We start from the raw sequence: 22,767 nt of genomic DNA, 5'->3' as shown, positions 1-22,767 counted from the left end.
TCCCCCTTGGCTACGCCAAAGGGGAGGGCGCAAGGCAGCGCTCCTCGCGGATAATCCATGCCGCAATCCTCACTGGAAGCTCCGATGTCACAGCGGGAAAACTGTCGTGTGCTGGTGCTCGGCGGCTACGGTCACTTCGGCGCGCGCATCGTGCGTGCGCTTGCCTGTACGCCTGGAATCACCGTCATCGCCGCTGGCCGCAATCCTTCGCAGGCGGCAGCCAAGCTGCCGGGCGTGGATCTGACAACCATCGAGCTGTGCAGGCTGGATACCGCTGCGCTGGATTTTGAAGCCGAACTGGCCAGAACCAGGGCGGCGTTGGTGATCCACACCGCCGGCCCCTTCCAAGGCCAAGGTTACGAGGTTGCACAGGCATGCCTGCGCGCTGGCATGCATTACATCGATCTGGCCGACGGCCGTGATTTCGTTGTCGACTTTCCGCAGCAGTTGCAAGCCTTGGCACAGCAGAGCCAGCGTAGCGCCATCAGCGGCGCCAGTACCTTGCCGGCGCTTTCCAGTGCGGTCGTGGATGCACTCGCGCCGCAGTTCGAGCAACTGCACAGCATCGACATGGTGATTGCGCCGGCGCAGGCAACGCCCTTGGGCATGGCCACGGTGCGCGCGGTGCTGTCCTACTGCGGCAAACCTTTCCAATGCTGGATCTATGGCCGCTGGCAGACGCAGCTTGGCTGGACGGCGCCACAGCCGGTGCGCTTCGCCCGCATCGGTCCGCGCCTGGCTTCGCCCTGCGATGTGCCGGATCACACGCTGCTGGTGCAGCGCTATCCGGGCGTGGCGACGGTGCGTTTCCGCGCGGCACTGGAGTTGCCCTTCCTGTCGCGTTGCCTGGCGGCCATGGCCTGGTTGCGCGGCCATGGCCTGCCATTGCCGATGGGGGCATTGGCCGGTGTGTTTGCTCGTGCGGGGCGCTGGTTCGACCGCTTCGGCACGGACCTGGGCGGCATGCGCATCACCCTGCGCGGCCAGCGCGGTGGACTGGCGCATTGCCTGCATTGGGACCTGACCGCGCCGATGCTGCACGGCCCGGAGATCCCGACCTTCGCCGCCGTGCTGCTGGCGCGGCGTTTTGCGCGAGGCGAAGGGTTGCCCAGCGGCGCCCACGCCTGCATGGGCCTGCTTACCCTGGCCGAATTTGAAAGCGAGTTCGCGCGCTGGCAGATCGACAGCGGCGTGAGCTGAATAGTTCAGCCTGACAGCCGGCAGGGTGCCATCCGGGCTATTGACTACAAATGTAGGCAGAACTACCGTGACGACAAATGTAGTCACGGAGACGGCCATGCGCCGCAAGACCATCGGGGACCAGGAACTGGCCCTGCTGCAGTACATCGGAGAGAACGAACCCACCAGCGTTGGCGAGGTTGCCGCGCGCTTTGGTGAGGCCCGCGGCCTGGCCCGCTCCACCGTGCTGACGATGATGGAGCGCCTGCGTACCAAGGGCTACCTGCAGCGCGAACAGGACGAAGGCGTCTTCCGCTACAGCACCACGGCCGAGCAGCAGGAAGTGGTCAACGGCGCGGTTGGCAGCTTTGTCGAGAAGACCCTGCAGGGCTCGATCTCACCGTTTGTGGCGTGGATGTCGGAAAAGGCCGAGGTCAGCGACAACGAGTTGGCCGAACTGGAAGCGCTGGTCAGCAAGCTGCAATCGCAGCGCCGGGAGGATTGAGCCATGTCGATGACGCTTGAATTATTGGGCAGCCGGCTGTTGGCCACCAGCGTGCAGACCGCGCTGCTGGCGGGTGCAGTGTGGTTGCTGTGCCGCTACGTGCGGCGTCTGCCGGCCAGCACCCAATGTGCGCTGTGGTGGCTGGTGGCCCTGCAGGCCGTGGTTGGAGTGTTCTGGGCTTCGCCGCTGGAACTGCCGCTGCTGCCGGCCGCCGATGTCGTCAATGCCGCTCCGCTGATAGCGCAGGCTGCTGCAGCTGTACCGGCAACCGCCGCGCCCATCGTGGTGATGCAGCCCTTGCCGGCCGACAGCAGCTGGTCGTGGAGCCTGCTGCTGATGGCGATGTGGTTGGCAGGCGTGCTGGTGATGGCATTGCGCACCGCATTGGCACTGCGCACCAGCCGTGCCCAGCTGCGCGACGCGCAGCCTTGTCGCGATCACAAGCTCAACGCAGCGCTTGCGCTTGCGGCTGACGCACACGGTCTACGCCGCGCGCCGCGGCTGATGCTGAGCAATGCGATTGATTCGCCGCAGCTGATTGGTCCTTGGCGTCCGGTGCTGCTGCTGCCGGCGCGCGGTCTGCAGCGTATGGGCGATGACCAGCTGGACATGGCCTTGACCCACGAACTGGTGCACCTGCAACGCCATGACCTGTGGCTGGGCCTGGTGCCGGCCCTGGCGCAGCACCTGTTCTTTTTCAATCCTGTAGTGCACCTGGCCGCCCGCGAATACGGCATTGCCCGCGAAGCGGCGGTGGATGCCGCCGTCGTCGCCGGTGACCGCCATTGCCGTCAGCACTACGGGCGCCTGCTGTTGCAACTGGGCGTCGCGCCACGCCCGGGCGCCGGCCTGGCCAGTGCCTCGCCTACCTTTCTGAGTCTCAAGCGGAGATTGCTCATGTTGCAGAACACGTCCTCTTTCCCGCGCGTCGGTGCGGCCTTGATCCTCGCTGCCGTCGCCGTGGTCGGCGTTGCACCGCTGCGCCTGGTGGCCATGCCGGTACCGCCAGTGCCGCCCGCACCGCTGGCGGCGCCCGTCGCCCCATTGGCGCCCTTGGCAGCCCCGGTTGCTCCGGTTGCTCCGGTTGCGCCGCTTGCCCGTTCAGTGGTGCATACGGTGGTCGCAGGAGCAGCTGACGCTGCCGTGCCGCCGGCACCGCCTGCTCCTCCTGCGGCACCCGCATCGCTGGATATACCGCCAGCGCCCCCGGCACCGCCAGCAGCACCTGCTGCTCCGCTGCGTACGCAAGGCGTCATCCACCTTTCCAACAACCAGAACGATGGCTATGTACTGATCAAGGGCGACCACAACGTCATGAATGGCACGGTCGCCGATCTGCGCGAGGCCAAACAGCTGGACGATGGCAAGGGCGTGTTGCTGCTGCGCCGTGACGGCAAGCGCTATGTGGTGCGCGATGCAGCGACGCTCTCACGCTTTGAACAGCTGCACGCCGAAACCGTGCGTCTGGCTGATGCACAGGGTCGCTTGGGTGACCGCCAGGGCCGGCTGGGTGATCGTCAGGGTGAAATCGGTGAGCGTATGGGTGAGATCGGCGCACGGATCGGTGAGCTGGCGAGCGAACAGGCGGAGCTGGCGCTGAGCTCGGGCGAACGTACCGACGCACAGCGTCGCGCATCGGAAGCAGCACGTCGCAAGCTTGACCAGGCACGCGAGGAAATGGACAACCCGGCGATGCGTGCGGAGATGGAAAGCCTGGCGGCGCAGCAGACGGCGTTGGGCAAGCAACAGGCCGAGCTGGGCCGGCAGCAGGCAGCGGCCAGCGCCAAGGCCAATCGTGATGCCGAGCAGATGATCCAGCAGGCGATCAGCAGTGGGATTGCGCGGCCGATTGGTGGGTGATGGTTTGGGAGGGTTTGCTGGGCTCTGTTTTAGAGCAGAAGCAAAAGCACCCCTCCCCAACCCTCCCCTTCGCCTTCGGCGAAAGGGAGGGAGCAAGGCTTGACCCCCTCCCTTTGGCGTAGCCAAGGGGAGGGCTGGGGAGGGGTAAGTTCGTCGCAGCAATGTGCGAAGAACAGAAGCTCAGCGCTCAGCCTCCAACGCCAACTCCGCCCGCTCATCCGCTTCGGCCTGCACCAGTCTTAGGAACAGCTGCGCCAAGGTCACCACGTCCTGGTGATTGTGTTCACCGACACGGCGCAGATTGCGCGCGCTGCCACCGCGCAGGTAACCCAGCCAAGCTGCAGGCGCTTCCGAACCGGGAAGGTCATCCTCGCGCGCGATCAACAGCAGTTGCCGTTCGATGGTTGCCAGGCGGCAGTTTTCCCAGGTGCCGCGATAACGACGGCGGGTGGGGAACAGCAGATCTACATGATCCAACGCCGTGATCGGATCGCCACGCCGCGCCAGCCGATAACGCGTCTTCAACAACGGCGCGTCATAGCAGCGGCCGTTATAGCTGGACAGCACCGTGCTCGGCGCCAACCAGCTGGCAAACAGGTCCAGCATCGCGCTCTCGGCGCCCATCGTCGACATCAACAGCTGGCGCACGCGCAGGCCTTCACCGCGCGCTGCATCGTGATGCCAATCGGCGGCGCCGATCATGAACGCACGGGTGCCGGTGCCGCCGGCCAAGCCGGTGGTCTCGGTATCGAAGAACAATAGATCCTGCGGCGCGACGCTTTCTTCCGGGCGTTTGCTGAAGGCAAGTGACAAGGGCTGAGCGGGAATGGCCTGTGGGATGAAGGCTTCGATCAGATGCAGGCCCGGCGCGATCTCGGTGCCGGGCAGATCACGATCCACCGGCCCGCGTTCGACCGGTGCCGCAGGTGCGATTGCGCGGTTGCGGGTAGCCAACAAACGACGCAACGCAGCGCCATCCTGCGGCTGTGCGGGCTTGTGCTGGATCTGGTCGACCCAGCCAAACACGGAGCCGTCGCGCTGCGGCTCTTGTGGGCGCGGCGTCAGCCGCGAAGCCGACACAGCTTCTGATCCGGGTAGGAGCGGCGTAAGCCGCGAAGCCGGCAAAGCATCCGCAGCCGACGAAGAACCGGACGCATCCGCAGCAACAATTACGGCTGCAGCCTCCACCATCGGTGGCTTCGCGGCTGACGCCGTTCCTACAACAGGGGGGCGCTCGCCAGCTGTTGCAGGAGCCGCCGTCGACAGCCCCGCCTGCTTACGCAGGGCTTTGAGTTTGTCCAGGCTGAGGCTCATGGCAGCAGATCGAGTGCCTCGTCTGCGGCAACGGCCTGTACCTGCTCACAGCGCTCGGCCGATAGCAGCGATAACACCTTCAAGGCCAAGGAGCGCGGTGTCTCACCCTTCTCTTCTTCCTGTGCGGCCAGCACCGGGCCGACACAGGCCGGGCAACCGGCATTGCAGTCGCAGCGCTCCACCAGTTCCAGGGCACGCGTTACCAGCTCGCCCTGACGCAGCCACAGCGGCTCGCTGAGGCCAACGCCACCGGGGAAGTTGTCGTAGAGATACACCGTCGGCACGAAACTCTGCATCAGCTCCACCGCGCCTTCGCCGGCTTCGTTGCCACGCAACTGGCCACGGCCGGTCTGGTCGGCCACCGCAAACCAGGCACCGTCGCCGTTGCCCACCGCCTTCTGCAGATCGCGCGCATCGGCCATCACCGCGACGGTGGCGACGATATGCAGCGCATAGGCCGCGCCGAGGAAACCATCCAGCGCATCCTGCTTCTGCGCGAAACTGCGCAGCAGCGTGGCCTGCGGCAGCTGCCACCAGACCGAGGTGGTGTGCAGTTCCTGGTCGGGCAGGTTGACCGGGCCGTAGCCGATGTTTTCGTGTGTGTAGTAGCGGATCTTCTTGTAGCCGGCCACGCGCCGCACCACATGCACTTCGCCATGGTGCGAATCGCCGCGCCCGGCACCGTTGCCGTCGAAGCGGTCCAGCACCTTGAGCTTGGTGTAGTCGATGCTGTCGGTGTAATAGTCCACGTGCGTGCGGGTGACGTAAGCCTTGCGGCCGTCCCAGTCCAAACGCTCCACCTGGTACGGCGTGCTCTGCACCATGTGGATGGCGCCTTCGTACAAGGTGAGCGCGGCGGCGGAATAATCCACCTCGGCGATGATCTGCTGCTTGCCGTCGCTGCGGTCCACCACCACGAAGTTGCCGTCGGCCACCGCGCGCAGGCTCACTGCATTGGCGGGGTAACTGTCGGCAATCCACTCCCAGCGGTCGCCTTCCTGGTGCACCACTTCGGTTTCGGCCAGTGCCTGCAGGAACACCAGCGGGTCGATCGGGCCGAACGGTTCGCCGGCCAAGAACGGCAGCTCGAACGCGGCGCAGCGGATGTGATCGAACAGGATCAGCGGCTGGTCCGGCGAAATGCGCGCGTGCTCCGGCGTGGCATTGGCGAAGAAATCCGGATGCCGCACCACGTACTGATCCAGCGGCTGGCTGCTGGCGACCATCACGCCCAGCGCGGCCTGCTGGCGACGACCAGCACGACCGAAGCGCTGCCAGGTGGCGGCAACACTGCCGGGGTAACCATTGAGGATGACCACGTCGAGCGCGCCTATATCCACGCCCAGCTCCAACGCCGAGGTGCTGACGATGCCGTCGATGTTGCCGGCGCGCATCGCCCGTTCCACCTCGCGGCGCTCGGTCGGTAGGTAACCGCCGCGGTAGGCACGGATGCGCGCCGGCTTGCGCGGGTCGTTGTCGAAGATGTCCTTCAGGTACTTGGTCAGCACTTCCACCATCAAGCGCGTCTGCGCGAACACCAGCGTCTTCAGCCCACTCTTGATCGCGATGCGGGCGATGCGGTTGGCCTGCGAACGGGCAGATGCACGCAGGCCCAGATCCGGGTTGATGACCGGCGGGTTCCACAGCAGCACGTGCTTGGGGCCGGTGGGTGCGCCGGATTCGGTGATAGCGTGTACGCGTTCTTCGACCAGCGCCTCGGCGTGCGCATGCGGGTTGCCGATGGTGGCCGAGCACAGGATGAATTGCGGTTGCACACCGTAGAACGCGCAGATGCGCTTGAGCCGGCGCAGCACATTGGTGACATGGCTGCCGAACACGCCGCGATAGGTGTGGATCTCATCGATCACCACATAGCGCAGGTTCTCGAAGAACTGCGCCCACTTGGTGTGATGCGGCAGGATCGCCTGATGCAGCATGTCCGGGTTGCTGACCACGATGTCGCCGTGCAGACGGATCGCCTGGCGCGCATCGCCGGGGGTATCACCGTCGAAGGTGAAGGCTTTCACGCCCAGATCGCCGGCACGGTTCAGCTCCAGCAGCTCGGCCACCTGGTCCTGCGCCAGCGCCTTGGTCGGGAACAGATACAAGGCCTTGGCATTGCTCTGCATCGCCGCGCTCACTACCGGCAGCGTGTAGCACAGCGATTTGCCGGATGCGGTGGGGGTGACGATGGCCACGTGCTCGCCACGCTGGGTAGCGTCCCAAGCCTCCGCCTGGTGCGAGTACAGCTGCTCGATGCCGCGCGCCTTCAGGGCCGCCTTCAGCGCCTCGGGCACGTCATCGGGGATGGGCGCATAGCTGCCTTCGCGGCCCGGAATGGTGAAGCTGCCGGTGACCCGATCCTTGTAACGCCGCGCCAGGCGCTGGCCGAGCAGCGAGCCATCACGCGAAGGCAGGCCATCGGTGGTTGCCAGCGCCCGTTCGCTGGCTTCGGTGCGGGGAGCGAGGGAAAACGCCATGCACGCAACTGCCGATCAAAGATCACTATGGAACCACAAGGGTGTCTCACCCCGTGAGAAACCGATGGACCGCAACGCCGATACTGTCCCGCGTAGATGTGCGCCGTCCGTGCCGCAAGGCTGGAGGCAAGTGGTGCGGCTGCGGTCGATGCCGCGGCGGATGTTCGGCTGAATGGGTTGCAAGGGAAGGCGGGAGTGGATTGTCTTTAGCAGCTGCCGGGGCCGGCGCCGGGAGGCGGTTCCGCTACGCCAGCCGCATTTGTGCCGAGCCCCGCATTGCCGCCGGCGTCTGTGTTCAATACAGCGCTGCGCGGCCATGGCTAGATAGCAGGATCATTTTGCTGGGTAGCATGCATGCACCGTTTCTGCTTCGTCTGGTTGCTGACCATCCTGGCTTGCGTGGCGCCCGCAGGGGCGACAACCGGCGGCCTGGACTATCCGGCCACACCGGTGCAACCGGTCCAGGACCGGGTCGGCGGGCAGCGCCTCAGCGATCCCTACCGCTGGCTGGAACAGGACCCGCGCCAGTCGGCCGCGGTTGCCACCTGGGTGGCAGCGCAGAACGCGACCAGCCGCCGCTTCCTGGATGGCATTGCCGCGCGCGCTGCCATCGTCACGCGCCTGCAGGCGCTGGCGAAGGTGGAGAGCAGGTCATTGCCTCGCCGGGTGGGCAACCGCACGTTCTACAGCGGACGCGCGGCAGGTGATGAGCAGGTCAGCCTGTGGCTAGCCGTTGATGGCCATCCGGCACGGCGTCTGCTCGATCCCCTGCGCTGGGATGCGAAAGGCCGTATCGCGTTGTCGGGCTGGAACATTTCGCCCGATGGCCGCTACCTGGCCTATGGCACCCGCAGTTCGGGATCGGACTGGCGCAGCTGGCAGGTGATGGATATCGCCAGCGAAACGTTGCTGCCCGATCAACTGCGCTGGAACAAGTTCAGCGATGCATTCTGGTCAGCCGATAGCCGCAGCCTGTACTACACCCGCTTCCCGGAACCGGCCATGGGCAGCGAGTTCACCGCCGGCAACCGCGACCAGTATCTGGCCCGGCATGTGCTGGGCACGCCCGCAGCGCAGGACAGCGTGGTCTACGCCCAACCGGAAACACCGGACCATCTGTTCCAGGCCGGCCTGTCCGGCAATGGGCGTTGGCTGGTGATCAACAGCGGCTATACCGGCGGCGGTGCCTTTGTCGGCATCCGCGCGCTGCCCGGTGGCCCGCTGTGGCGGCCGTTCCAGCGCAGCGAACGGGTGGGCGTGAGATACCGCTATGCCGGCGCACGCGATGACCGCCTGTACTTCCAGACCAATGAAGGCGGACGCGGCGACCGCGTAGTGATGGTGCGTGCCGACCAGCCCGAGGCAGCGCCGCAGGAAATATTCGCCAGCGATGGCGGGGTGATCAAACAGGCATTCGTCAGCGACAGCCTGCTGGTGGTGACGCTGCTGCAGGATGCGGCGGACCACGTGCTGCTGGTGGATGCCGACACCGGCAAGCGCGAAGAGGTGCGTTTGCCGGACAAGGGCAGCGTTCATGCAATCACCGTTGCCGATGACCGTACCAGCGTGGATTTCCAGTTCACCTCGTTTGCCAGACCCACCGCGCAATGGCGCTATACGCGGGCCAAACAGGCCTTGTTGCCGATCTGGCAACCGGCGGTGTCGGTGACGCCGCAGGACTATGTCACCGAGCAGCTGCGGTTCCGCGCACGCGATGGCAAGTTGTTGTCGATGTTCGTGGTGCGTCGTGGCGACCTGCAGCCCTCATCACGGACGCCGGTACTGCTGCGTGGCTACGGTGGCTTCGGCCTGAACAGCACGCCATCATTCTCGGCCGAAGACGTGGCGTGGATGGATATGGGCGGCCTGTATGCCTATGTCACCCTGCCCGGCGGCGGCGAATATGGTGAGGCCTGGCACCGGGCCGGCATGCGCGAGCGCAAGCAGGCCGTGTTCGATGCCTATTTCGACGCGGCCGATCAACTGATCGCGCGCGGTTGGACCGCGCCCGGCCGCGTGGTTGCCTCCGGCGCCAGCAACGGCGGCTTGCTGGTGGGTGCGGCGATCACCCAACGCCCGGGGCTGCTGGGTGCAGCGCTGCCGGATGTGGCGGTGCTGGACATGCTGCGCTACCCGCACTTCGGCAATGGCGCCTTGTGGTCGGAAGAATACGGTTCGCCGGACGACCCCAAAATGCTGCCTGTGCTGCTGGCCTATTCGCCGTACCACAACCTGCGCGCCGGCCAGGCCTATCCGCCAACCTTGATCACCACCGCCGACACCGACGACCGGGTAGCGCCGGCGCACAGCTTCAAGTTCGCCGCGCGGCTGCAGTCGGTTGCTGCTGCGGATGTCCCCGTGCTGCTGTCGGTGGTGGAGGGCGCTGGCCATGGCGGCGGTGGCGGCGTATCGCAGGCGGTACAGGCCGGCGCGGACCGGTTGGCGTTTGCCGCCCAGGCGCTGGACATGCCGGCGCCGCCGATCACGAAGTGAATGCGATCACGTTCAGCGCACGCAACAAAATCTGAAGCTTGTATCCGTATCCTGCCTGTTCGGGTAACGGCGAGAGGCGGCAGTGGTGGCAGCACGCGCATGGCAGGGAGCAGTGGTGGCAGGGATGATGCTGGCTGGAACGGCACACGCACAGCAGGCAACGCCTGCCGAGCCTGCGCCTGCGGTGGATCAGGCCGGGACAAGCGCGGTGCCGCCGCAGGACAACGTCACCACCCTGGGCGAGGTGCGTGCCATCAAGCCCGAAGACGACCAGCCGCTGGACCTGTACCGCTTCAAGAACCCGGTGCAGGCCGCGCCCAATCGCTTCAGCAAGAACTGGAGCGAGCCACCCACGCCCGAACAGGTGGGTATGAGCGGCGGTTACGTGATGATGGGCATCGTTTACGGGGTTACCAAGGCCGCGCAGGGCCTGAACAAGCTCACCGGCGGCCCCGACCAGATCCAGTCCGCCATTGCCCGGCCGCCACCGGAACTGTCCGAGGATGAGCGCCAGCGGGCCGCCGAGTACTGCGCCGCCAACGGCTGCACCGCGCCCGAGCGCTGATGGTGGACTGTTCCAGACATGGCGGTTGGCCATGCTGCGGCCCTGTCCAGCCGTGTGGTATCGGCCGGATCCGATTAAAGTAGCGCCCATGGATAACCAACAGATTCCCGGCGGCCTGCTCATTGCCATCGAAGGCATTGATGGCGCCGGCAAGACCACGCTCGCCCATACCTTGGCCCAGCACCTGCGCGCAGCAGGGGCTGTAGTCGTTCTGGGCAAGGAGCCAACCAACGGGCCCTGGGGCACGCGCCTGCGCGCCACCGCCGCCACCGGCCGGTTGAGCCCGGAGCAGGAGGTGGAATACCTGCTGCATGACCGTCGCCAGCATGTGGAAGAGGTGATCGCTCCGGCTTTGGCCCGTGGTGAGGTCGTCATCCTCGACCGCTACTTCCCGTCGATGGTGGCCTACCAGGGCGCCGCCGGGTTGCCGCTGGACCAGATGTTGCAGGCCAATGATTTCGCCCCGCGCCCGAACCTGCTGCTATTGCTCGACCTGCTGCCGGAACAGGGGCTGGAGCGCATCCGCGCCCGTGGCGACAAGCCCAACCACTTCGAGACCGCGCAGAACCTGGAGCGCTGCCGGGTGATCTTCCAGCAGCTGGATCTGCCCAACAAGCAGCTCATCGATGCCAGCCAGAACGAGGCTGAAGTGCTGCGCGCTGCGCATGTGGCGATTGCCGCGGCGCTGGCGCTGCGCGTGGGTGCCGATGGCGCGCAGCTGCTGCAGAACGTGCAGGGTCTGGAGCTGTAGAAGGCTGTTGAATCTGTAGGAGCGGCGTAAGCCGCGAAGCTGACAATGCCTCAGGTGCAGGCAATACATGTCATCTGCTGATGTACGTGCTTCGCGGCTTGCGCCGCTCCTGCAGGCAGATGTTTGAATCCCACCGCGTGTGGGAGCGGCGTAAGCCGCGAGGCTGAGATTGTCCAAGCGCCGCCAGCGTGTGCCATCTGCTGATGTACGTGCTTCGCCGCTGACACCGCTCCCACAAACAACGAGAGCCTCCGGCTTGTCGCTCTTGGTATCCCATAAGCACATGACTTCTTCGCCTCAACGCCCACGTGCCAAGCCCGCCACTGCATCGGCACAACCGCTGCTGCATCCGCGCAATCGCCATCAGGGCCGCTATGACCTGGTGCGGCTAGTTGCGGTGAATCCGGCTTTGCGTGCGCACCTGATCCGCACGCCGGCCGGCACTGAAAGCATCGATTTCAGCAATCCGGCAGCCGTGCGCGAGCTCAACCGCGCGCTGCTGGCCAGTGACTACGGCATTCAGCATTGGGATATCCCCGATGGCTATCTGTGCCCGCCAGTACCGGGCCGGGTGGACTATCTGCACGGCTTGGCCGATCTGCTGGCTGCAGACAACAACGGGGTGATTCCTCGCGGCCAGGGCGTGCGCGCGCTGGACATTGGTGTTGGCGCCAACTGCATCTATCCGTTGCTGGGGCAGGCCGAATACGGCTGGCGTTTCCTCGGCAGCGATATCGATGCGGATGCGCTGCAGGCCGCCAATGCCAATGTGCAGGCCAATGGGCTGGATCATTTGATCGAACTGCGCCTGCAGCCTGCGCGCGGCAATCTGTTCGCCGGCCTGCTGCAGGCCGATGAGCGTTTCGAGCTGACGATGTGCAACCCGCCCTTCCACGCCTCGGCCAAGGAAGCGGCGCAGGGCAGCCAACGCAAGCTGCGCAATCTGGGTGGCGCGCAGGCACGCACCAGCAAGGCACCGGCGCTCAACTTCGGTGGTCAGGCCAACGAGCTGTGGTGCACCGGCGGCGAGGCCTCTTTCCTGCGGCGGATGATCCGCGAGAGCGTGGATATCCAGCAGCAGGTGTTGTGGTTCAGTTCGCTGGTTGCCAAGAGCGAACACCTGGCCGATTTCCACAAACAGCTGGGCAAGGTCGGCGCCGCCGAGGTACGCGAAGTGGCGATGGCACAGGGCAACAAGCAGAGCCGCTTTGTTGCCTGGAGTTTCCACTCAAGCGCAGAGCGCAAGACTTGGATGCAGCAAGCGCAGGCTTGAACCAGTGCACCGACAAGCACCGTAGCCCGGGTAAGCGCAGCGCACCCGGAGCTGTCAGCTGGCCGGCCGGAAAGAACTTCTGATCGCCGCTTCCCGGGTGCGCTGTGCTTAACCGGGCTAAGGTGAATCAGGCCGACACGCCGGCCAACACCGCGTACATCACCACGAAGGTGACCAGGAACAGATAGATGCCGCCGATGAAGGTATAGCGCAGCAGTGTCAGTATCGGGTTGCCGCCGTAGACGCGCTGCTGCATCCAGAACAGATACACCGGCACCGCAAACCACAGCAGCACGTACAGCCAGACGCAGATCGAACTGAGCACGGCATTGCCGATCGTGCTGCTGATGCCGGCAATGAGGAAGGTGGTCAGCAGCACCAGCATAAGCCAGCAATGGCTGTACAGCGCCACCACCAGGTGTTCCAGGTAACCCATCGATCGCCCTACATAGGCGATGCGCAACACCAGCGCGAAGATCGGCATCAGGAAGAACAGCGCACCAGGCAGGGCGGTGAGGATGGCCTGCACGTACAGATCCGTCTTGCTGCCCATGCGGTCGACATTGGCTTGGCCATTGGCCAGACGGTGGTTAAGCCAGTTGCTGACGAACGTCGGCCAGCCATCGAGCACGATGGGGTTGGTTTCCGGGTCCCAGGGCTTGCCGTTGACCGGGATGTTGATGAAGGTGCCCCTCTGGCCGGAAGCGGCGCGCGCGGCGGCGCGGTTGGCGCGTGCTTCCGCCGAGGGGCTGGCGGCCACGGGCTGCACGTGGGCTTCGATCTCGGCCGTGCGCTGGGCCGCCGACGCATTGATTGCAGCGGTGGCCATGGCAAAGCCGGCGGCTGCGGCGGGATTGCTCGTTTGCTGCTGTTCCAGCTGCGCCATCTGCGCGGCACGCAGCGTTTCCACTTCGGCCACGGTCTGCGCCTTGGCATAGGCCGGGTCGGCGTTGCCACCAGTGCCGAAGTCATCGGCATGCAGGGTCAGCTTGCCGACGAAGAAGGTGAAAATGGTGAGGATCACAAACAGCCGCAGCGGCTGCACATAGCCCACGCGCTGGCCTTTGAGGAAGTTGACCGTCACCCGGCCAGGCACCAGTAGGTCGCGCAGGGTGCGGAAAATGCGCCCGTCCAGATGCCAGAACGATTCGAATACCTCCTCGACCGCGTGCCCGAAATTCTTCAGCGGGTTATGCGCCGACTGCCCGCAGCCATGGCAGTAATGGCCATGCAGCGGCGTGCGGCAGTTCTCGCAGCTGCCATGGTCTGAAGCGGAGGGCACGACATCGGTCTGGCTCATGGGTGGGCGCGGCGGGCTGCAGGCAGAAGCCGCATACGATAACGGGCTTTGCCGAGTCTGTTCAGTGGCAGGTGCTAAAAACAATTAGCGAAGTAGAGCCCCTCTCCCGCCTGCGGGGGAGGGGTTGGGGTGGGGGGAAGCTCCTGGCAAGCAGACCCCAATCACCCACCCGCTACCCTCAACCGCCCCGAACCTTCCGATGCCACAAGGCATTGACGATCACCCAGCGCCCATCAAACCGGCCCATCTGCAGATGATCGATGAACCACGGGCTCTCCAACCGCACCGTCGCGATATCGGCATCCACCTGCAGCACCGTCACCGTACGCTGCCACTGCTCACGCGGCGTCTTCAATGCGCCGTCACGGGTGAAGCGGATCAACTCATCCGAGCTCATCCGCCCCAGGCCCAGGGTTTCATTGGGATTGGCAACTACATTCCTCTTGGCCAGATCCGGATGCAGCGCCCGCGTCACCCGCGCCACATCGCCTTCCAGCTGGCCGTCCATATAGTCGTAAGCCGTCGCCTCGATGGCCTGCAGCGTGGCCGCATCCGGCGGCGCCGCGATCGCGTTGCCAGCAAGGCAGAGCATTCCCACAACAAACACGCGTAGTGCAGTGGACCGCATGGCTGGCTCCTGAGGGTGATGGTTGGGGAATCGTGGCAGTTACTGGCGGGGATGCAATGGGCTGGAGGTCATCAAGATTTCGGCGAACATAAAATGCTGGCCTCTCCAATCCGCCCGGCCCGAACGCACAGCCTTCGGTGGTTCATCAGGCCGCGCGCCAGTGGCGCGCACGCAGGCCTTCGTCACCCCTGCGCGCTGCGCAAGGGAAGGGGCGAATAGTTGCGCTGCCTTGCTCCTCCCCTTTGGCGGAGCCAAGGGGGAGGTTGGGAGGGGGTGTTTTTGCGTCCCCGTATTTGATCTGCCCAATACCGTCGCAATAAAGCAAAACGCCACGCATTGCGTGGCGTTCTGCTTTCAACAACTGCAGCAATCGATCAGGGCATCACAGGCGGCGTATAGGTCAGCGTCGCGCCCAGTGCCCACAACAACAGCAGTACCAGCGGTGTGTGCACCAGCAGCTGCACGAAGGTGAAGCCGATCAGGTCGCGTGCCTTCAGGCCGAGCACGCCGAGCAGCGGCAGCATGTAGAACGGGTTGATCAGGTTGGGCAGGGCTTCTGCAGCGTTGTAGATCTGCACCGACCAGCCCAGGTGGTAATGCAGGTCATTGGCCACCTGCATCACGTACGGGGCCTCGATGATCCACTTGCCACCGCCGGACGGGATGAAGAAGCCCAGCACCGCCGAGTAGCTGCCCATCAGCAGCGCATAGGTGTCGTGGCTGGCGATCTGGGTGAAGAAGGTGGAGATGATGTGGGCCACGCTATGGCCTTCGCTGCCGTTGACCGTGGTCATGATGGCGGCGATGGAGCCGTACAGCGGGAACTGGATCAGCACGCCGGTGGTGGACGGCACTGCGCGTGATACGGCATCAAGGAAGCTGCGCGGGCGCCAGTGCAGCAGCGCGCCGGCCATCAGGAACAGCAGGTTGTAGGTGTTCAAGCCAGAGATCGCCTGGATGGCCGGCTTGGTGCTGAATTCGTGGATCAACCAGCCTGCGGCCAGTGCCACCAGCAGCAGGATCAGCAAGGGGCTGTGTTCCAACCATTCGCCGGGGCGGGTGGGCTTGGTTTTGGCCGGTGCCGCATCGGTGGTGACGTCCACGCCGCAGTCAGCGGCATCCTTTGCGGAGTTGGCGGCCGGCGCGGTGACATAGGAAATCACCAGCGACACCAGCACCAGTGCGGCCAGCAATACGCCGGATTGCCACAGGAAGATGGTTTCGGTGAACGGAATGACGCCGGTGATCGACAGGATCGACGGCGGCAGGCTGGCCGGGTTGGCCTGCAGCTGCGCGGCCGACGAGGACAGGCCCAGCGCCCATACCGCGCCCAGGCCGAGATAGGCGGCAGCACCGGCGGCGCGGTAATCCATCTTCAGCTCGCTGCGGCGTGCCAGGGCGCGCACCAGCAGGCCGGCGAAGACCAGACTCAGGCCCCAGTTCAGCAGTGAGGCGGTCATCGACACGATGGCCACCAGGGCAACGGCGGTGCGGCCGTTGTTGGGCACACGCGCCAAACGGTCGATCAGGTGCGAGGCGGGGCCGGACGAGGCCACCACATAGCCGCCGATCACCACGAAGGCCATCTGCATGGTGAAGGGGATCAGGCTCCAGAAGCCGTCACCGAAGGCCTTGGCGGTTTCGGTAGGCGCGGCGCCGATGGACAGTGCGGCCAGCGACACGGCGGCCAGGGCGAGGGCGGCAAACACCCAGGAGTCGGGGAACCAGCGCTCGGCAAAGTTCGCGCAGCGGATGGCGAAGCGCGCCGAGGCGGTGTCTTGGGTGGTGGATTGCATGGGCTACTACCGTGTGGAAACAACCGGGGGACGGTAGCGCGGCAAGGGCGATGCGCGGAACTGGACCTTCGGATAGTGCCTGCGTATTCATGCAAAAAACGGCGCCTGCGGGCAGGCGGCGTCTTGTTGCAAGTTGCGGGCTTACTTTCCGGCCATGAGCTTGGTGTAGCCGGTGATCAGGTTGCGGTAGTCGGGGATGTGGTTGGAGAACAGCGCGCCCAGGCCTTCCACGTCATTGCGCCAGTCGCGGTGCAGCTCGCAGGCCACGCCGAACCAGGTCATCAGCTGCGCGCCGGCCTGTTCCATGCGGCTCCAGGCGGCCTGCTGGGTCATGCTGTTGAAGGTGCCCGAGGCATCGGCGACGACAAACACTTCGAAGTCCTCGGCCAGCGCCGACAGCGTCGGGAACGCTACGCAGACTTCGGTGACCACGCCGGCAATCAGCAGCTGCTTCTTGCCAGTGGCCTTGACCGCCTTGACGAAGTCTTCGTTGTCCCAGGCATTGATCTGGCCGGGGCGGGCGATATACGGCGCATCCGGGAACAGTGCTTTCAGCTCCGGCACCAAGGGGCCGTTCGGGCCATCTTCGAAGCTGGTGGTGAGCAGGGTGGGCAGCTTGAAGTACTTGGCGATGTCGGCCAGCGCCAGCACGTTGTTCTTGAACTTGTCCGGGTCGATATCGCGGACCAGCGACAGCAGGCCGGTCTGGTGATCGACCAGCAGTACGGCGACGTTGTCCTTGTCGAGGCGGGTGTAAGGCTTGCTCATGGGAGGCTCCTGATTCTCCTTCCCCCTCCGGGGGAAGGTGCCCCGAAGGGGCGGATGAGGGTGCGATTGCAATGCATCGTTGAACGTTGAAATGCACGGGTTGTTAGCGAGTGCTGGCTTCGTTTGCCCTCACCCCAACCCCTCTCCCGAGGGAGAGGGGCTTGAAGCGTTACGCCGCCATCTGACCGAAGCGGCCGGAGTTGAAGTCATCCATCGCCTGACGGATTTCTTCCTGCGTGTTCATCACGAACGGGCCGTAGCCGGCGATGGGCTCATCGATAGGCTCGCCGGCCAGCACCAGCACGGTGGCGTCGGCATTTGCCTCCATTTCCACCTCACCGGCAGCGCGGTCGAACAGCACCCGCTGGCCTTCGCGGACAAGCTGGCTGCCGTTGAACTGCACGGTGCCGTGCAGCACCACCATCGCCACGGTGTGGCCCTGCGCGAACTGCAGGGTGGTGTGCTTGTCACGCGACAGGTGCAGGTCCCACACGTCCATCGGCGTATGCGTGCGGGCCGGGCCGCGTTGGCCGCCGAACTCACCGGCAATCACCCGCACCGTGCCGGCGTCATCGGCCAGCGGCACCACCGGAATGTCGGCATTGCCGATGTTCTGGTAGCCCGGCGCGGCCATCTTGTCCTTGGCCGGCAGGTTGACCCACAACTGCACCATCTCCAGCTTGCCGCCGCGCTGGGTGAACGCCTCGGAATGGAACTCCTCGTGCAGGATGCCGGAGGCAGCGGTCATCCACTGCACGTCGCCCGGGCCGATCTCGCCACCGGCGCCGGTGGAGTCGCGGTGCGCCACTTCGCCGTCATAGACGATGGTGACGGTCTCGAAGCCACGGTGCGGGTGCTGGCCCACGCCGCGCGGGGTGTCGGTGGGGCTGAATTCGGCCGGGCCGGCATGGTCCAGCAGCAGGAACGGACTGAGCTGGCGGCCATGGGTGTTGTACGAAAACAACGAACGGACCGGGAAGCCATCACCTACCCAATGCGGGCGGGGGGCGCTGTACAGGCCACTGATCTTCTTCATCTGTCTGCTCCTTGGGCGGCGCGGGGAGTGCGCCAGCGCTGGAGTAAAGATAGATTTGGGACGATCATGCCGGTAGTCGGCAAAAAGTGGTCTCATAGTCCTATTTGGTGAACGCTGGAGCCGGCATGCAGGACCTGAACGACCTGTACTACTACGCCAAGGTGGTCGAGCACGGCGGTTTTGCCCCGGCCGGGCGCGCGCTGGGCGAGCCCAAGTCCAAGCTCAGCCGGCGCATCGCGCTGCTGGAAGAACGCCTGGGCGTGCGGCTGATCCAGCGTTCCACCCGCCACTTCTCGGTTACCGAGGTCGGCCAGACCTTCTACGCCCACTGCCGGGCCATGCTGGTCGAAGCCGAGGCCGCCGCCGAGTCGATCGAGGTAACCCGCTCGCAGCCGCGCGGCGTGGTGCGGGTCAGCTGCCCGACCATGCTGCTGGATTTCCGGGTGGCAGCGATGGTGGCTGATTTCATGGCGCACTGCCCGGATGTGGAAGTGCACCTGGACGCCACCAATCGCCGCGTCGATGTCATTGCCGAAGGCTTCGACGTCGCCATCCGCGTGCGCCCGCCGCCGCTGGAAGACAGCGAGCTGGTGCTGAAGGTGCTGGCCGAGCGCACCCAGTGCCTGGTGGCGGCACCCTCGCTGCTGGACACGCATGGCCACGCGCACGGCCCGGCCGATCTGCATCAATTGCCCAGCGTTGCGCTGGGCGTGCCGCAGGGCGAGCATGCCTGGCGCCTGATCGGCCCTGACGGCGCCATTGCCGAAGTGCCGCATCATCCCCGCTTGATAACCCGCGGCATGCTGGCGTTGCGGGCCGCAGCGTTGGCGGGCGTGGGCGTGGCGCAGTTGCCAACGATGATCGTGCGCGATGCGCTGCAGGCTGGGCAGCTGGTCAATGTGGCCCCGGGATGGGCACCGCCGAAGGAGATCATCCACGCGGTGTTCCCGTCACGGCGTGGCCTGCTGCCGTCGGTGCGTTTGTTCATCGATCACCTGGCCGCATCGTTCGCGGCGCTGGATGAGTGCTGAGCGGCAAGTTGTTGATGGTCACGGAAATTGAACGCCGGCTTGGCAAGACTATGCAATTCGCACAAAGGGAGTTGCTGCATGCGTGTTGCTGTCGTGTCACTGGCCTGTGCCACCGTTCTGGTCGCTGCCTGCGGGCGTGGGCCATCCCCCGATAAAACCGTTGTCGCAACGCCTGAATCAGCCGCTGCGGCAGCCCCGGCAGCAGCACCCGCCGGCACCGAAGTGCTCACCGCAGGCAGCATCGAATTCCCGGTGATACCGACCATCATGGTGCCCAGCATCATCGGCAGTGGCCCGGCGCAGAAGCGCCTGGAGTTGTCGATGCAATCGCTGATCGATCCGCTGGCCGGCATCAGCGTGCGTCCGGCCAACTGCGCCACCGACGGTGGCCTGGTCAATGAAAGCGGCTTCACCAATGTCGATGCGCAGGGCAACCTGGAGCGCGTAGGCGGGCATGGCGTATTCAATATCGGCGCCGATGGCAGCGGTCAGGCGGTCACCGGCGACGGCGTGGTGGAAGTGAAGCCCGATGGCAGCGGGAGCGTCGTCAACGATGCCGGCACCTTCGAAGTGAATGCGGATGGCTCCGGTACCTATGTGGGCAGCCACGGCAATATCGAACTGGATGGCAAGGGCGCCGGCAGTTGGGTGGGTGGCTTTGGCACCATCGAGAACCACGGCGATGGTTCGGGCAGCTGGGTGGGCGGCGAGGGCAGCATCGAGATCAATGCCGATGGTTCGGGCAAATGGATTGGCGGCCCGGAGGGCATCGTTGAAAACCGTGGCGACGGAACCGGCACCATCGGTGCGGTGCCGCGCGAAGTGAAGATGGCGCCGTTGCCGCCCTTGCCGCCAGCCGGCAAGTTCCCGCTGCTGGACAAGTTCAAGCCCTCCGGGGCGCCGTGCGGTTACGTCATCATCCTCAATGACAAGGTCTTGTTCGATTTCGACAAGGACGTCATCCGTCCCGACGCCGGCAAGGTGCTGGATGTGCTGGCGACGGCGCTGGGCAAGGTGCCTTCCAGCGCGATGGAGATCCGCGGCCATACCGACGCCAAGGGCAGTGACGACTACAACCAGAACCTGTCCGAACGCCGCGCACAGGCGGTGCTGGCAGCGTTGCGCGAGCGCGGCAGCGCTACCGATGCCAGCGCGCACGGTTATGGCGAATCGCAACCGGTTGCACCGAATGAGGTTGATGGTAAAGACAACCCAGGCGGCCGGCAGTTGAATCGCCGCGTGGAGATATTTGTCCGCACGTAAATCCAGGCTTTGTTTGTGGGAGCGGCGTAAGCCGCGAAGCCACTGTTGCTGTGTAGGAGCGGCATAAGCCGCGAAGCCCCTGTTCCCTCCGAAGCAGCAGCCAGCCAGATCCACATCGAGGCGACGCGGATCACCAGCAATGCCGAACCCACAGGCATTGCAGGCTTCGCGGTTTACACCGCTCCCACAACAACCAGAACCCGCAAAGCCAAAACCCGCACAGATGACCAACGGCCCGTGTCATGCCCTGCAGGCTTGTCGCATCATGGCCCTCTCAGATAAGCGAGAGGTTGCTGATGCATGTGTTCCGTCCTGCAGTACTGGGGGTGGCCCTGATGGCCGCCATGGGTTTGGCCTGTGCGTCGCCGCAGGTGGCTGACGTGGATGCTCGCGGAGTGACGATCAGCGAAGCCGCGTACCCGGGCACCATCCGCCTGGAGGTCGACGCCACCGACCTGGGCCAGCGTGTGTTCAAGGTGCGGCAGACGGTGCCGGTACAACCGGGCCTGCAGCGCTTCCATTACCCGGCCTGGTTGCCGGGCAGCCATTCGCCCACCGGTCAGATCGAGAAACTGGCCGGCCTGGTGATCAATGCCAACGGCCAGCGCCTGCAGTGGCTGCGTGACCCGCTCGATGTCTACACCTTCAACGTGCAGGTGCCCGAGGGCGTGAGCGAACTGCGCATGGACTTCCAGTTCCTCAGCCCCACCGATTCGGCGCAGGGCCGCACGGTGATGACGCCGAACATGCTCAACCTGCAGTGGAACGCGATGCTGCTGTACCCGGCCGGCCACGCCGCGCATGCCATCACCTACCAGGCCAGTGCGCGCTACCCGCAGGGCTGGGACGCGGCCAGCGCGTTGACCGTGGCCAGCCGCACTGGAGACACCGTCAACTACGCGCCGACCAATCTCGAAATCCTGGTCGACTCGCCGGTCTTCGCCGGCCGCTACCACCGCATGTTCGAGCTGGCCCCAGCCGGCACCCGCCCGGTGCGCCTGAATGTGTTTGCCGACCGCGCCAAGGACCTGGAAGCCAAGCCCGAGCACATTGAACAACACCGCGCGCTGGTCACCCAGGCACGCAAGCTGTTTGGTGCCGAGCATTACGACCACTACGATTTCCTGTTCGCGGTGACCAACCAGCTTGGCGGTATCGGCCTGGAACACCAGCGCTCCAGCGAGAACAGCGAAGACCGTGACTACTTCAGTGGCTGGGATGCGAAGATCGGCAGCAGCGATCTGCTCGGCCACGAATACACCCATTCCTGGGATGGCAAGTACCGCCGCCCGGCCGACCTGGCCACGCCGAACTACAACGTGCCGATGCAGGGCAGCCTGCTGTGGGTATACGAAGGCCAGACCCAGTACTGGGGCAATGTGCTGACCGCCCGCGCCGGCATCCGCCCGCAGGAAGCCTCGCGCGATGCCCTGGCGATGGTGGCGGCCACCTATGCCGATAACCGCCCCGGTCTGGAGTGGCGCTCGCTCGGCGACACCACCAACGACCCGGTGATCGCCCGTCGCAAGCCCAAGCCCTATCGCGGCTACCAGATGAGCGAGGACTACTACCAGGGCGGGCAGATGCTGTGGCTGGAAGCGGATGTGCGCCTGCGCACGCTCAGCGGCGGCAAGCGCAGCCTGGACGATTTCGCCAAAGCCTTCTTCGGCCAGAACGACGGCCAATGGGAACGTCCTGACACGTATACCTTCGAAGATGTCGCCGCGACCCTGGAGCAGGTGCAGCCCACCGGCGACTGGTCGAAGTTCCTGGGGGAGCGTGTGGATCATCGCGCCGGCCTGGTTGGCGGAATCGAGGCCGCGGGTTGGAAGCTGGTCTACAAGGACAAGCCCAGCGCCTACTTCAAGGCAATGATGAAGGGCCGTGGCGCCAACTTCATCTATTCGCTGGGCGTGTCGCTGAGCCCGGCCGGTTACGTCAATGAAGTGCGTTGGGACAGCGCCGCGTTCAACGCCGGCGTTGGCACCGGCATGCAGGTGCTGGCAGTGAATGATCTGCAGTACAGCGCCGACGAACTGGAAGAAGCGGTACGCGCGGCCAAGGACAGCAAGCAGCCGGTACGCCTGCTGGTCAAGGAAATGGATGTCTATCGCACGCTGAGCATCGACTACCACGATGGCCTGCGTTACCCAACGCTGGAACGCATCGAAGGCAAGGCCGACTACCTGACCCCGATCTTCACCGCCCGCAAATAAAGCACCTCATGCGCCCCTTGCGGGGCATCCCCGCCTTCGCGGGGACGGCCCTTCTCCCGCAAGCGGGAGAAGGGCTAAAGCAGAGCCAAGCGATACCTGTAGTGCCGAGCCATGCTCGGCAGAGGCTTTACCGCAAAACCAAAAGCCCCCCTCATCCGCCCCTGCGGGGCACCTTCTCCCGCTTGCGGGAGAAGGGACAAAGCCAAAAGCCAAAAGCCAAAAGCCAAAAGCCAAAAGCCAAAAGCCAAAAGCCAAAAGCCAAAAGCCAAAAGCCAAAAGCCAAAAGCCAAAAGCCAAAAGCCAAAAGCC

16 protein-coding genes and 1 pseudogene are annotated in these 22,767 nt (G+C 65.0%); 10 read left to right on the top strand and 7 right to left on the bottom strand.

Going from position 1 to position 22,767, the window contains the following annotated elements; translation table 11 throughout:
• Positions 1 to 84 precede the first annotated feature (84 nt).
• From ACVOKO_RS16285 to ACVOKO_RS16275, 3 genes are all read left to right on the top strand, one after another.
• Entirely contained in the window at positions 85 to 1,200 is a 1,116-nt protein-coding gene (locus ACVOKO_RS16285) for a saccharopine dehydrogenase family protein (RefSeq protein ID WP_346499917.1), read from the top strand.
• Positions 1,201 to 1,297: 97 nt separating this feature from the next.
• Positions 1,298 to 1,684, top strand: a complete 387-nt coding sequence (locus ACVOKO_RS16280) for a BlaI/MecI/CopY family transcriptional regulator (protein WP_057629239.1) — start codon at positions 1,298 to 1,300, stop codon at positions 1,682 to 1,684.
• A 3-nt stretch (positions 1,685 to 1,687) separates the two neighbouring features.
• The gene (locus ACVOKO_RS16275; RefSeq protein ID WP_346499916.1) at positions 1,688 to 3,544 is read left to right on the top strand and encodes a M56 family metallopeptidase; all 1,857 of its coding nucleotides are present in this window, start codon (positions 1,688 to 1,690) and stop codon (positions 3,542 to 3,544) included.
• A gap of 180 nt (positions 3,545 to 3,724) precedes the next feature.
• On the opposite strand, the pseudogene ACVOKO_RS16270 reads toward ACVOKO_RS16275, so the two are convergent.
• Together ACVOKO_RS16270 and ACVOKO_RS16265 are read right to left on the bottom strand one after the other, a co-directional pair.
• Positions 3,725 to 4,861, bottom strand: a pseudogene (locus ACVOKO_RS16270) (ribonuclease H-like domain-containing protein); the annotation flags it as partial.
• The gene (locus tag ACVOKO_RS16265) at positions 4,855 to 7,338 is read right to left on the bottom strand and encodes a DEAD/DEAH box helicase (protein WP_346499914.1); all 2,484 of its coding nucleotides are present in this window, start codon (positions 7,336 to 7,338) and stop codon (positions 4,855 to 4,857) included. The gene ACVOKO_RS16265 and the pseudogene ACVOKO_RS16270, both read right to left, overlap by 7 nt.
• A 354-nt stretch (positions 7,339 to 7,692) precedes the next feature.
• On the opposite strand from ACVOKO_RS16265, the gene ACVOKO_RS16260 reads away from it, so the two are divergent.
• The 4 genes from ACVOKO_RS16260 (at position 7,693) to rlmF (ending at position 12,420) form a co-directional block, all read left to right on the top strand.
• Entirely contained in the window at positions 7,693 to 9,831 is a 2,139-nt protein-coding gene (locus ACVOKO_RS16260; protein WP_346499913.1) for a prolyl oligopeptidase family serine peptidase, read from the top strand.
• Positions 9,832 to 9,955: 124 nt separating this feature from the next.
• Positions 9,956 to 10,396: a hypothetical protein gene (locus ACVOKO_RS16255; protein ID WP_346499912.1), complete on the top strand. Its 441-nt coding sequence runs from the start codon at positions 9,956 to 9,958 to the stop codon at positions 10,394 to 10,396.
• 88 nt (positions 10,397 to 10,484) lie between these two features.
• Positions 10,485 to 11,147: a dTMP kinase gene (gene tmk, locus ACVOKO_RS16250; RefSeq protein WP_346499911.1), complete on the top strand. Its 663-nt coding sequence runs from the start codon at positions 10,485 to 10,487 to the stop codon at positions 11,145 to 11,147.
• A gap of 283 nt (positions 11,148 to 11,430) precedes the next feature.
• Positions 11,431 to 12,420: a 23S rRNA (adenine(1618)-N(6))-methyltransferase RlmF gene (gene rlmF / locus ACVOKO_RS16245; protein WP_346499910.1), complete on the top strand. Its 990-nt coding sequence runs from the start codon at positions 11,431 to 11,433 to the stop codon at positions 12,418 to 12,420.
• Between the two features lie 127 nt (positions 12,421 to 12,547).
• Here rlmF and ACVOKO_RS16240 read toward each other — a convergent pair whose 3' ends face one another.
• The 5 genes from ACVOKO_RS16240 to ACVOKO_RS16220 form a co-directional block, all read right to left on the bottom strand.
• Positions 12,548 to 13,720: a DUF3667 domain-containing protein gene (locus ACVOKO_RS16240; RefSeq protein WP_346499909.1), complete on the bottom strand. Its 1,173-nt coding sequence runs from the start codon at positions 13,718 to 13,720 to the stop codon at positions 12,548 to 12,550.
• A 178-nt stretch (positions 13,721 to 13,898) separates the two neighbouring features.
• Positions 13,899 to 14,348: a nuclear transport factor 2 family protein gene (locus tag ACVOKO_RS16235; RefSeq protein WP_430980801.1), complete on the bottom strand. Its 450-nt coding sequence runs from the start codon at positions 14,346 to 14,348 to the stop codon at positions 13,899 to 13,901.
• 374 nt (positions 14,349 to 14,722) lie between these two features.
• Entirely contained in the window at positions 14,723 to 16,144 is a 1,422-nt protein-coding gene (locus tag ACVOKO_RS16230; RefSeq protein ID WP_346499908.1) for a short-chain fatty acid transporter, read from the bottom strand.
• A gap of 141 nt (positions 16,145 to 16,285) precedes the next feature.
• Positions 16,286 to 16,912, bottom strand: coding sequence for an isochorismate family cysteine hydrolase YcaC (gene ycaC, locus ACVOKO_RS16225; protein WP_346499907.1), 627 nt, complete (start codon positions 16,910 to 16,912; stop codon positions 16,286 to 16,288).
• 169 nt (positions 16,913 to 17,081) lie between these two features.
• On the bottom strand, positions 17,082 to 17,948 hold the full coding sequence (locus ACVOKO_RS16220) for a pirin family protein (protein WP_346499906.1): 867 nt from the start codon (positions 17,946 to 17,948) through the stop codon (positions 17,082 to 17,084).
• Positions 17,949 to 18,073: 125 nt separating this feature from the next.
• On the opposite strand from ACVOKO_RS16220, the gene ACVOKO_RS16215 reads away from it, so the two are divergent.
• From ACVOKO_RS16215 to ACVOKO_RS16205, 3 genes are all read left to right on the top strand, one after another.
• Positions 18,074 to 18,979, top strand: coding sequence for a LysR family transcriptional regulator (locus ACVOKO_RS16215; protein ID WP_346499905.1), 906 nt, complete (start codon positions 18,074 to 18,076; stop codon positions 18,977 to 18,979).
• Positions 18,980 to 19,057: 78 nt separating this feature from the next.
• The gene (locus ACVOKO_RS16210; RefSeq protein WP_346499904.1) at positions 19,058 to 20,242 is read left to right on the top strand and encodes an OmpA family protein; all 1,185 of its coding nucleotides are present in this window, start codon (positions 19,058 to 19,060) and stop codon (positions 20,240 to 20,242) included.
• Positions 20,243 to 20,538: 296 nt separating this feature from the next.
• On the top strand, positions 20,539 to 22,458 hold the full coding sequence (locus tag ACVOKO_RS16205; protein WP_481558683.1) for a M61 family metallopeptidase: 1,920 nt from the start codon (positions 20,539 to 20,541) through the stop codon (positions 22,456 to 22,458).
• The last annotated feature ends 309 nt before the right edge of the window (positions 22,459 to 22,767 follow it).

The sequence above is a fragment of the Stenotrophomonas sp. STEN240 genome (assembly GCF_056756175.1).
Note: the sequence above shows the minus strand (reverse complement) of the source record. Positions and strands in the feature narration are given on the sequence as shown.

Coding starts and splice junctions, on each gene's coding strand:
- ACVOKO_RS16285 (WP_346499917.1), top strand. CDS start 85: ATGTCACAGCGGGAAAACTGTCGTGTGCTGGTGCTCGGCGGCTACGGT.
- ACVOKO_RS16280 (WP_057629239.1), top strand. CDS start 1,298: ATGCGCCGCAAGACCATCGGGGACCAGGAACTGGCCCTGCTGCAGTAC.
- ACVOKO_RS16275 (WP_346499916.1), top strand. CDS start 1,688: ATGTCGATGACGCTTGAATTATTGGGCAGCCGGCTGTTGGCCACCAGC.
- ACVOKO_RS16265 (WP_346499914.1), bottom strand. CDS start 7,338: ATGGCGTTTTCCCTCGCTCCCCGCACCGAAGCCAGCGAACGGGCGCTG.
- ACVOKO_RS16260 (WP_346499913.1), top strand. CDS start 7,693: ATGCACCGTTTCTGCTTCGTCTGGTTGCTGACCATCCTGGCTTGCGTG.
- ACVOKO_RS16255 (WP_346499912.1), top strand. CDS start 9,956: ATGATGCTGGCTGGAACGGCACACGCACAGCAGGCAACGCCTGCCGAG.
- tmk (WP_346499911.1), top strand. CDS start 10,485: ATGGATAACCAACAGATTCCCGGCGGCCTGCTCATTGCCATCGAAGGC.
- rlmF (WP_346499910.1), top strand. CDS start 11,431: ATGACTTCTTCGCCTCAACGCCCACGTGCCAAGCCCGCCACTGCATCG.
- ACVOKO_RS16240 (WP_346499909.1), bottom strand. CDS start 13,720: ATGAGCCAGACCGATGTCGTGCCCTCCGCTTCAGACCATGGCAGCTGC.
- ACVOKO_RS16235 (WP_430980801.1), bottom strand. CDS start 14,348: ATGCGGTCCACTGCACTACGCGTGTTTGTTGTGGGAATGCTCTGCCTT.
- ACVOKO_RS16230 (WP_346499908.1), bottom strand. CDS start 16,144: ATGCAATCCACCACCCAAGACACCGCCTCGGCGCGCTTCGCCATCCGC.
- ycaC (WP_346499907.1), bottom strand. CDS start 16,912: ATGAGCAAGCCTTACACCCGCCTCGACAAGGACAACGTCGCCGTACTG.
- ACVOKO_RS16220 (WP_346499906.1), bottom strand. CDS start 17,948: ATGAAGAAGATCAGTGGCCTGTACAGCGCCCCCCGCCCGCATTGGGTA.
- ACVOKO_RS16215 (WP_346499905.1), top strand. CDS start 18,074: ATGCAGGACCTGAACGACCTGTACTACTACGCCAAGGTGGTCGAGCAC.
- ACVOKO_RS16210 (WP_346499904.1), top strand. CDS start 19,058: ATGCGTGTTGCTGTCGTGTCACTGGCCTGTGCCACCGTTCTGGTCGCT.
- ACVOKO_RS16205 (WP_481558683.1), top strand. CDS start 20,539: ATGCATGTGTTCCGTCCTGCAGTACTGGGGGTGGCCCTGATGGCCGCC.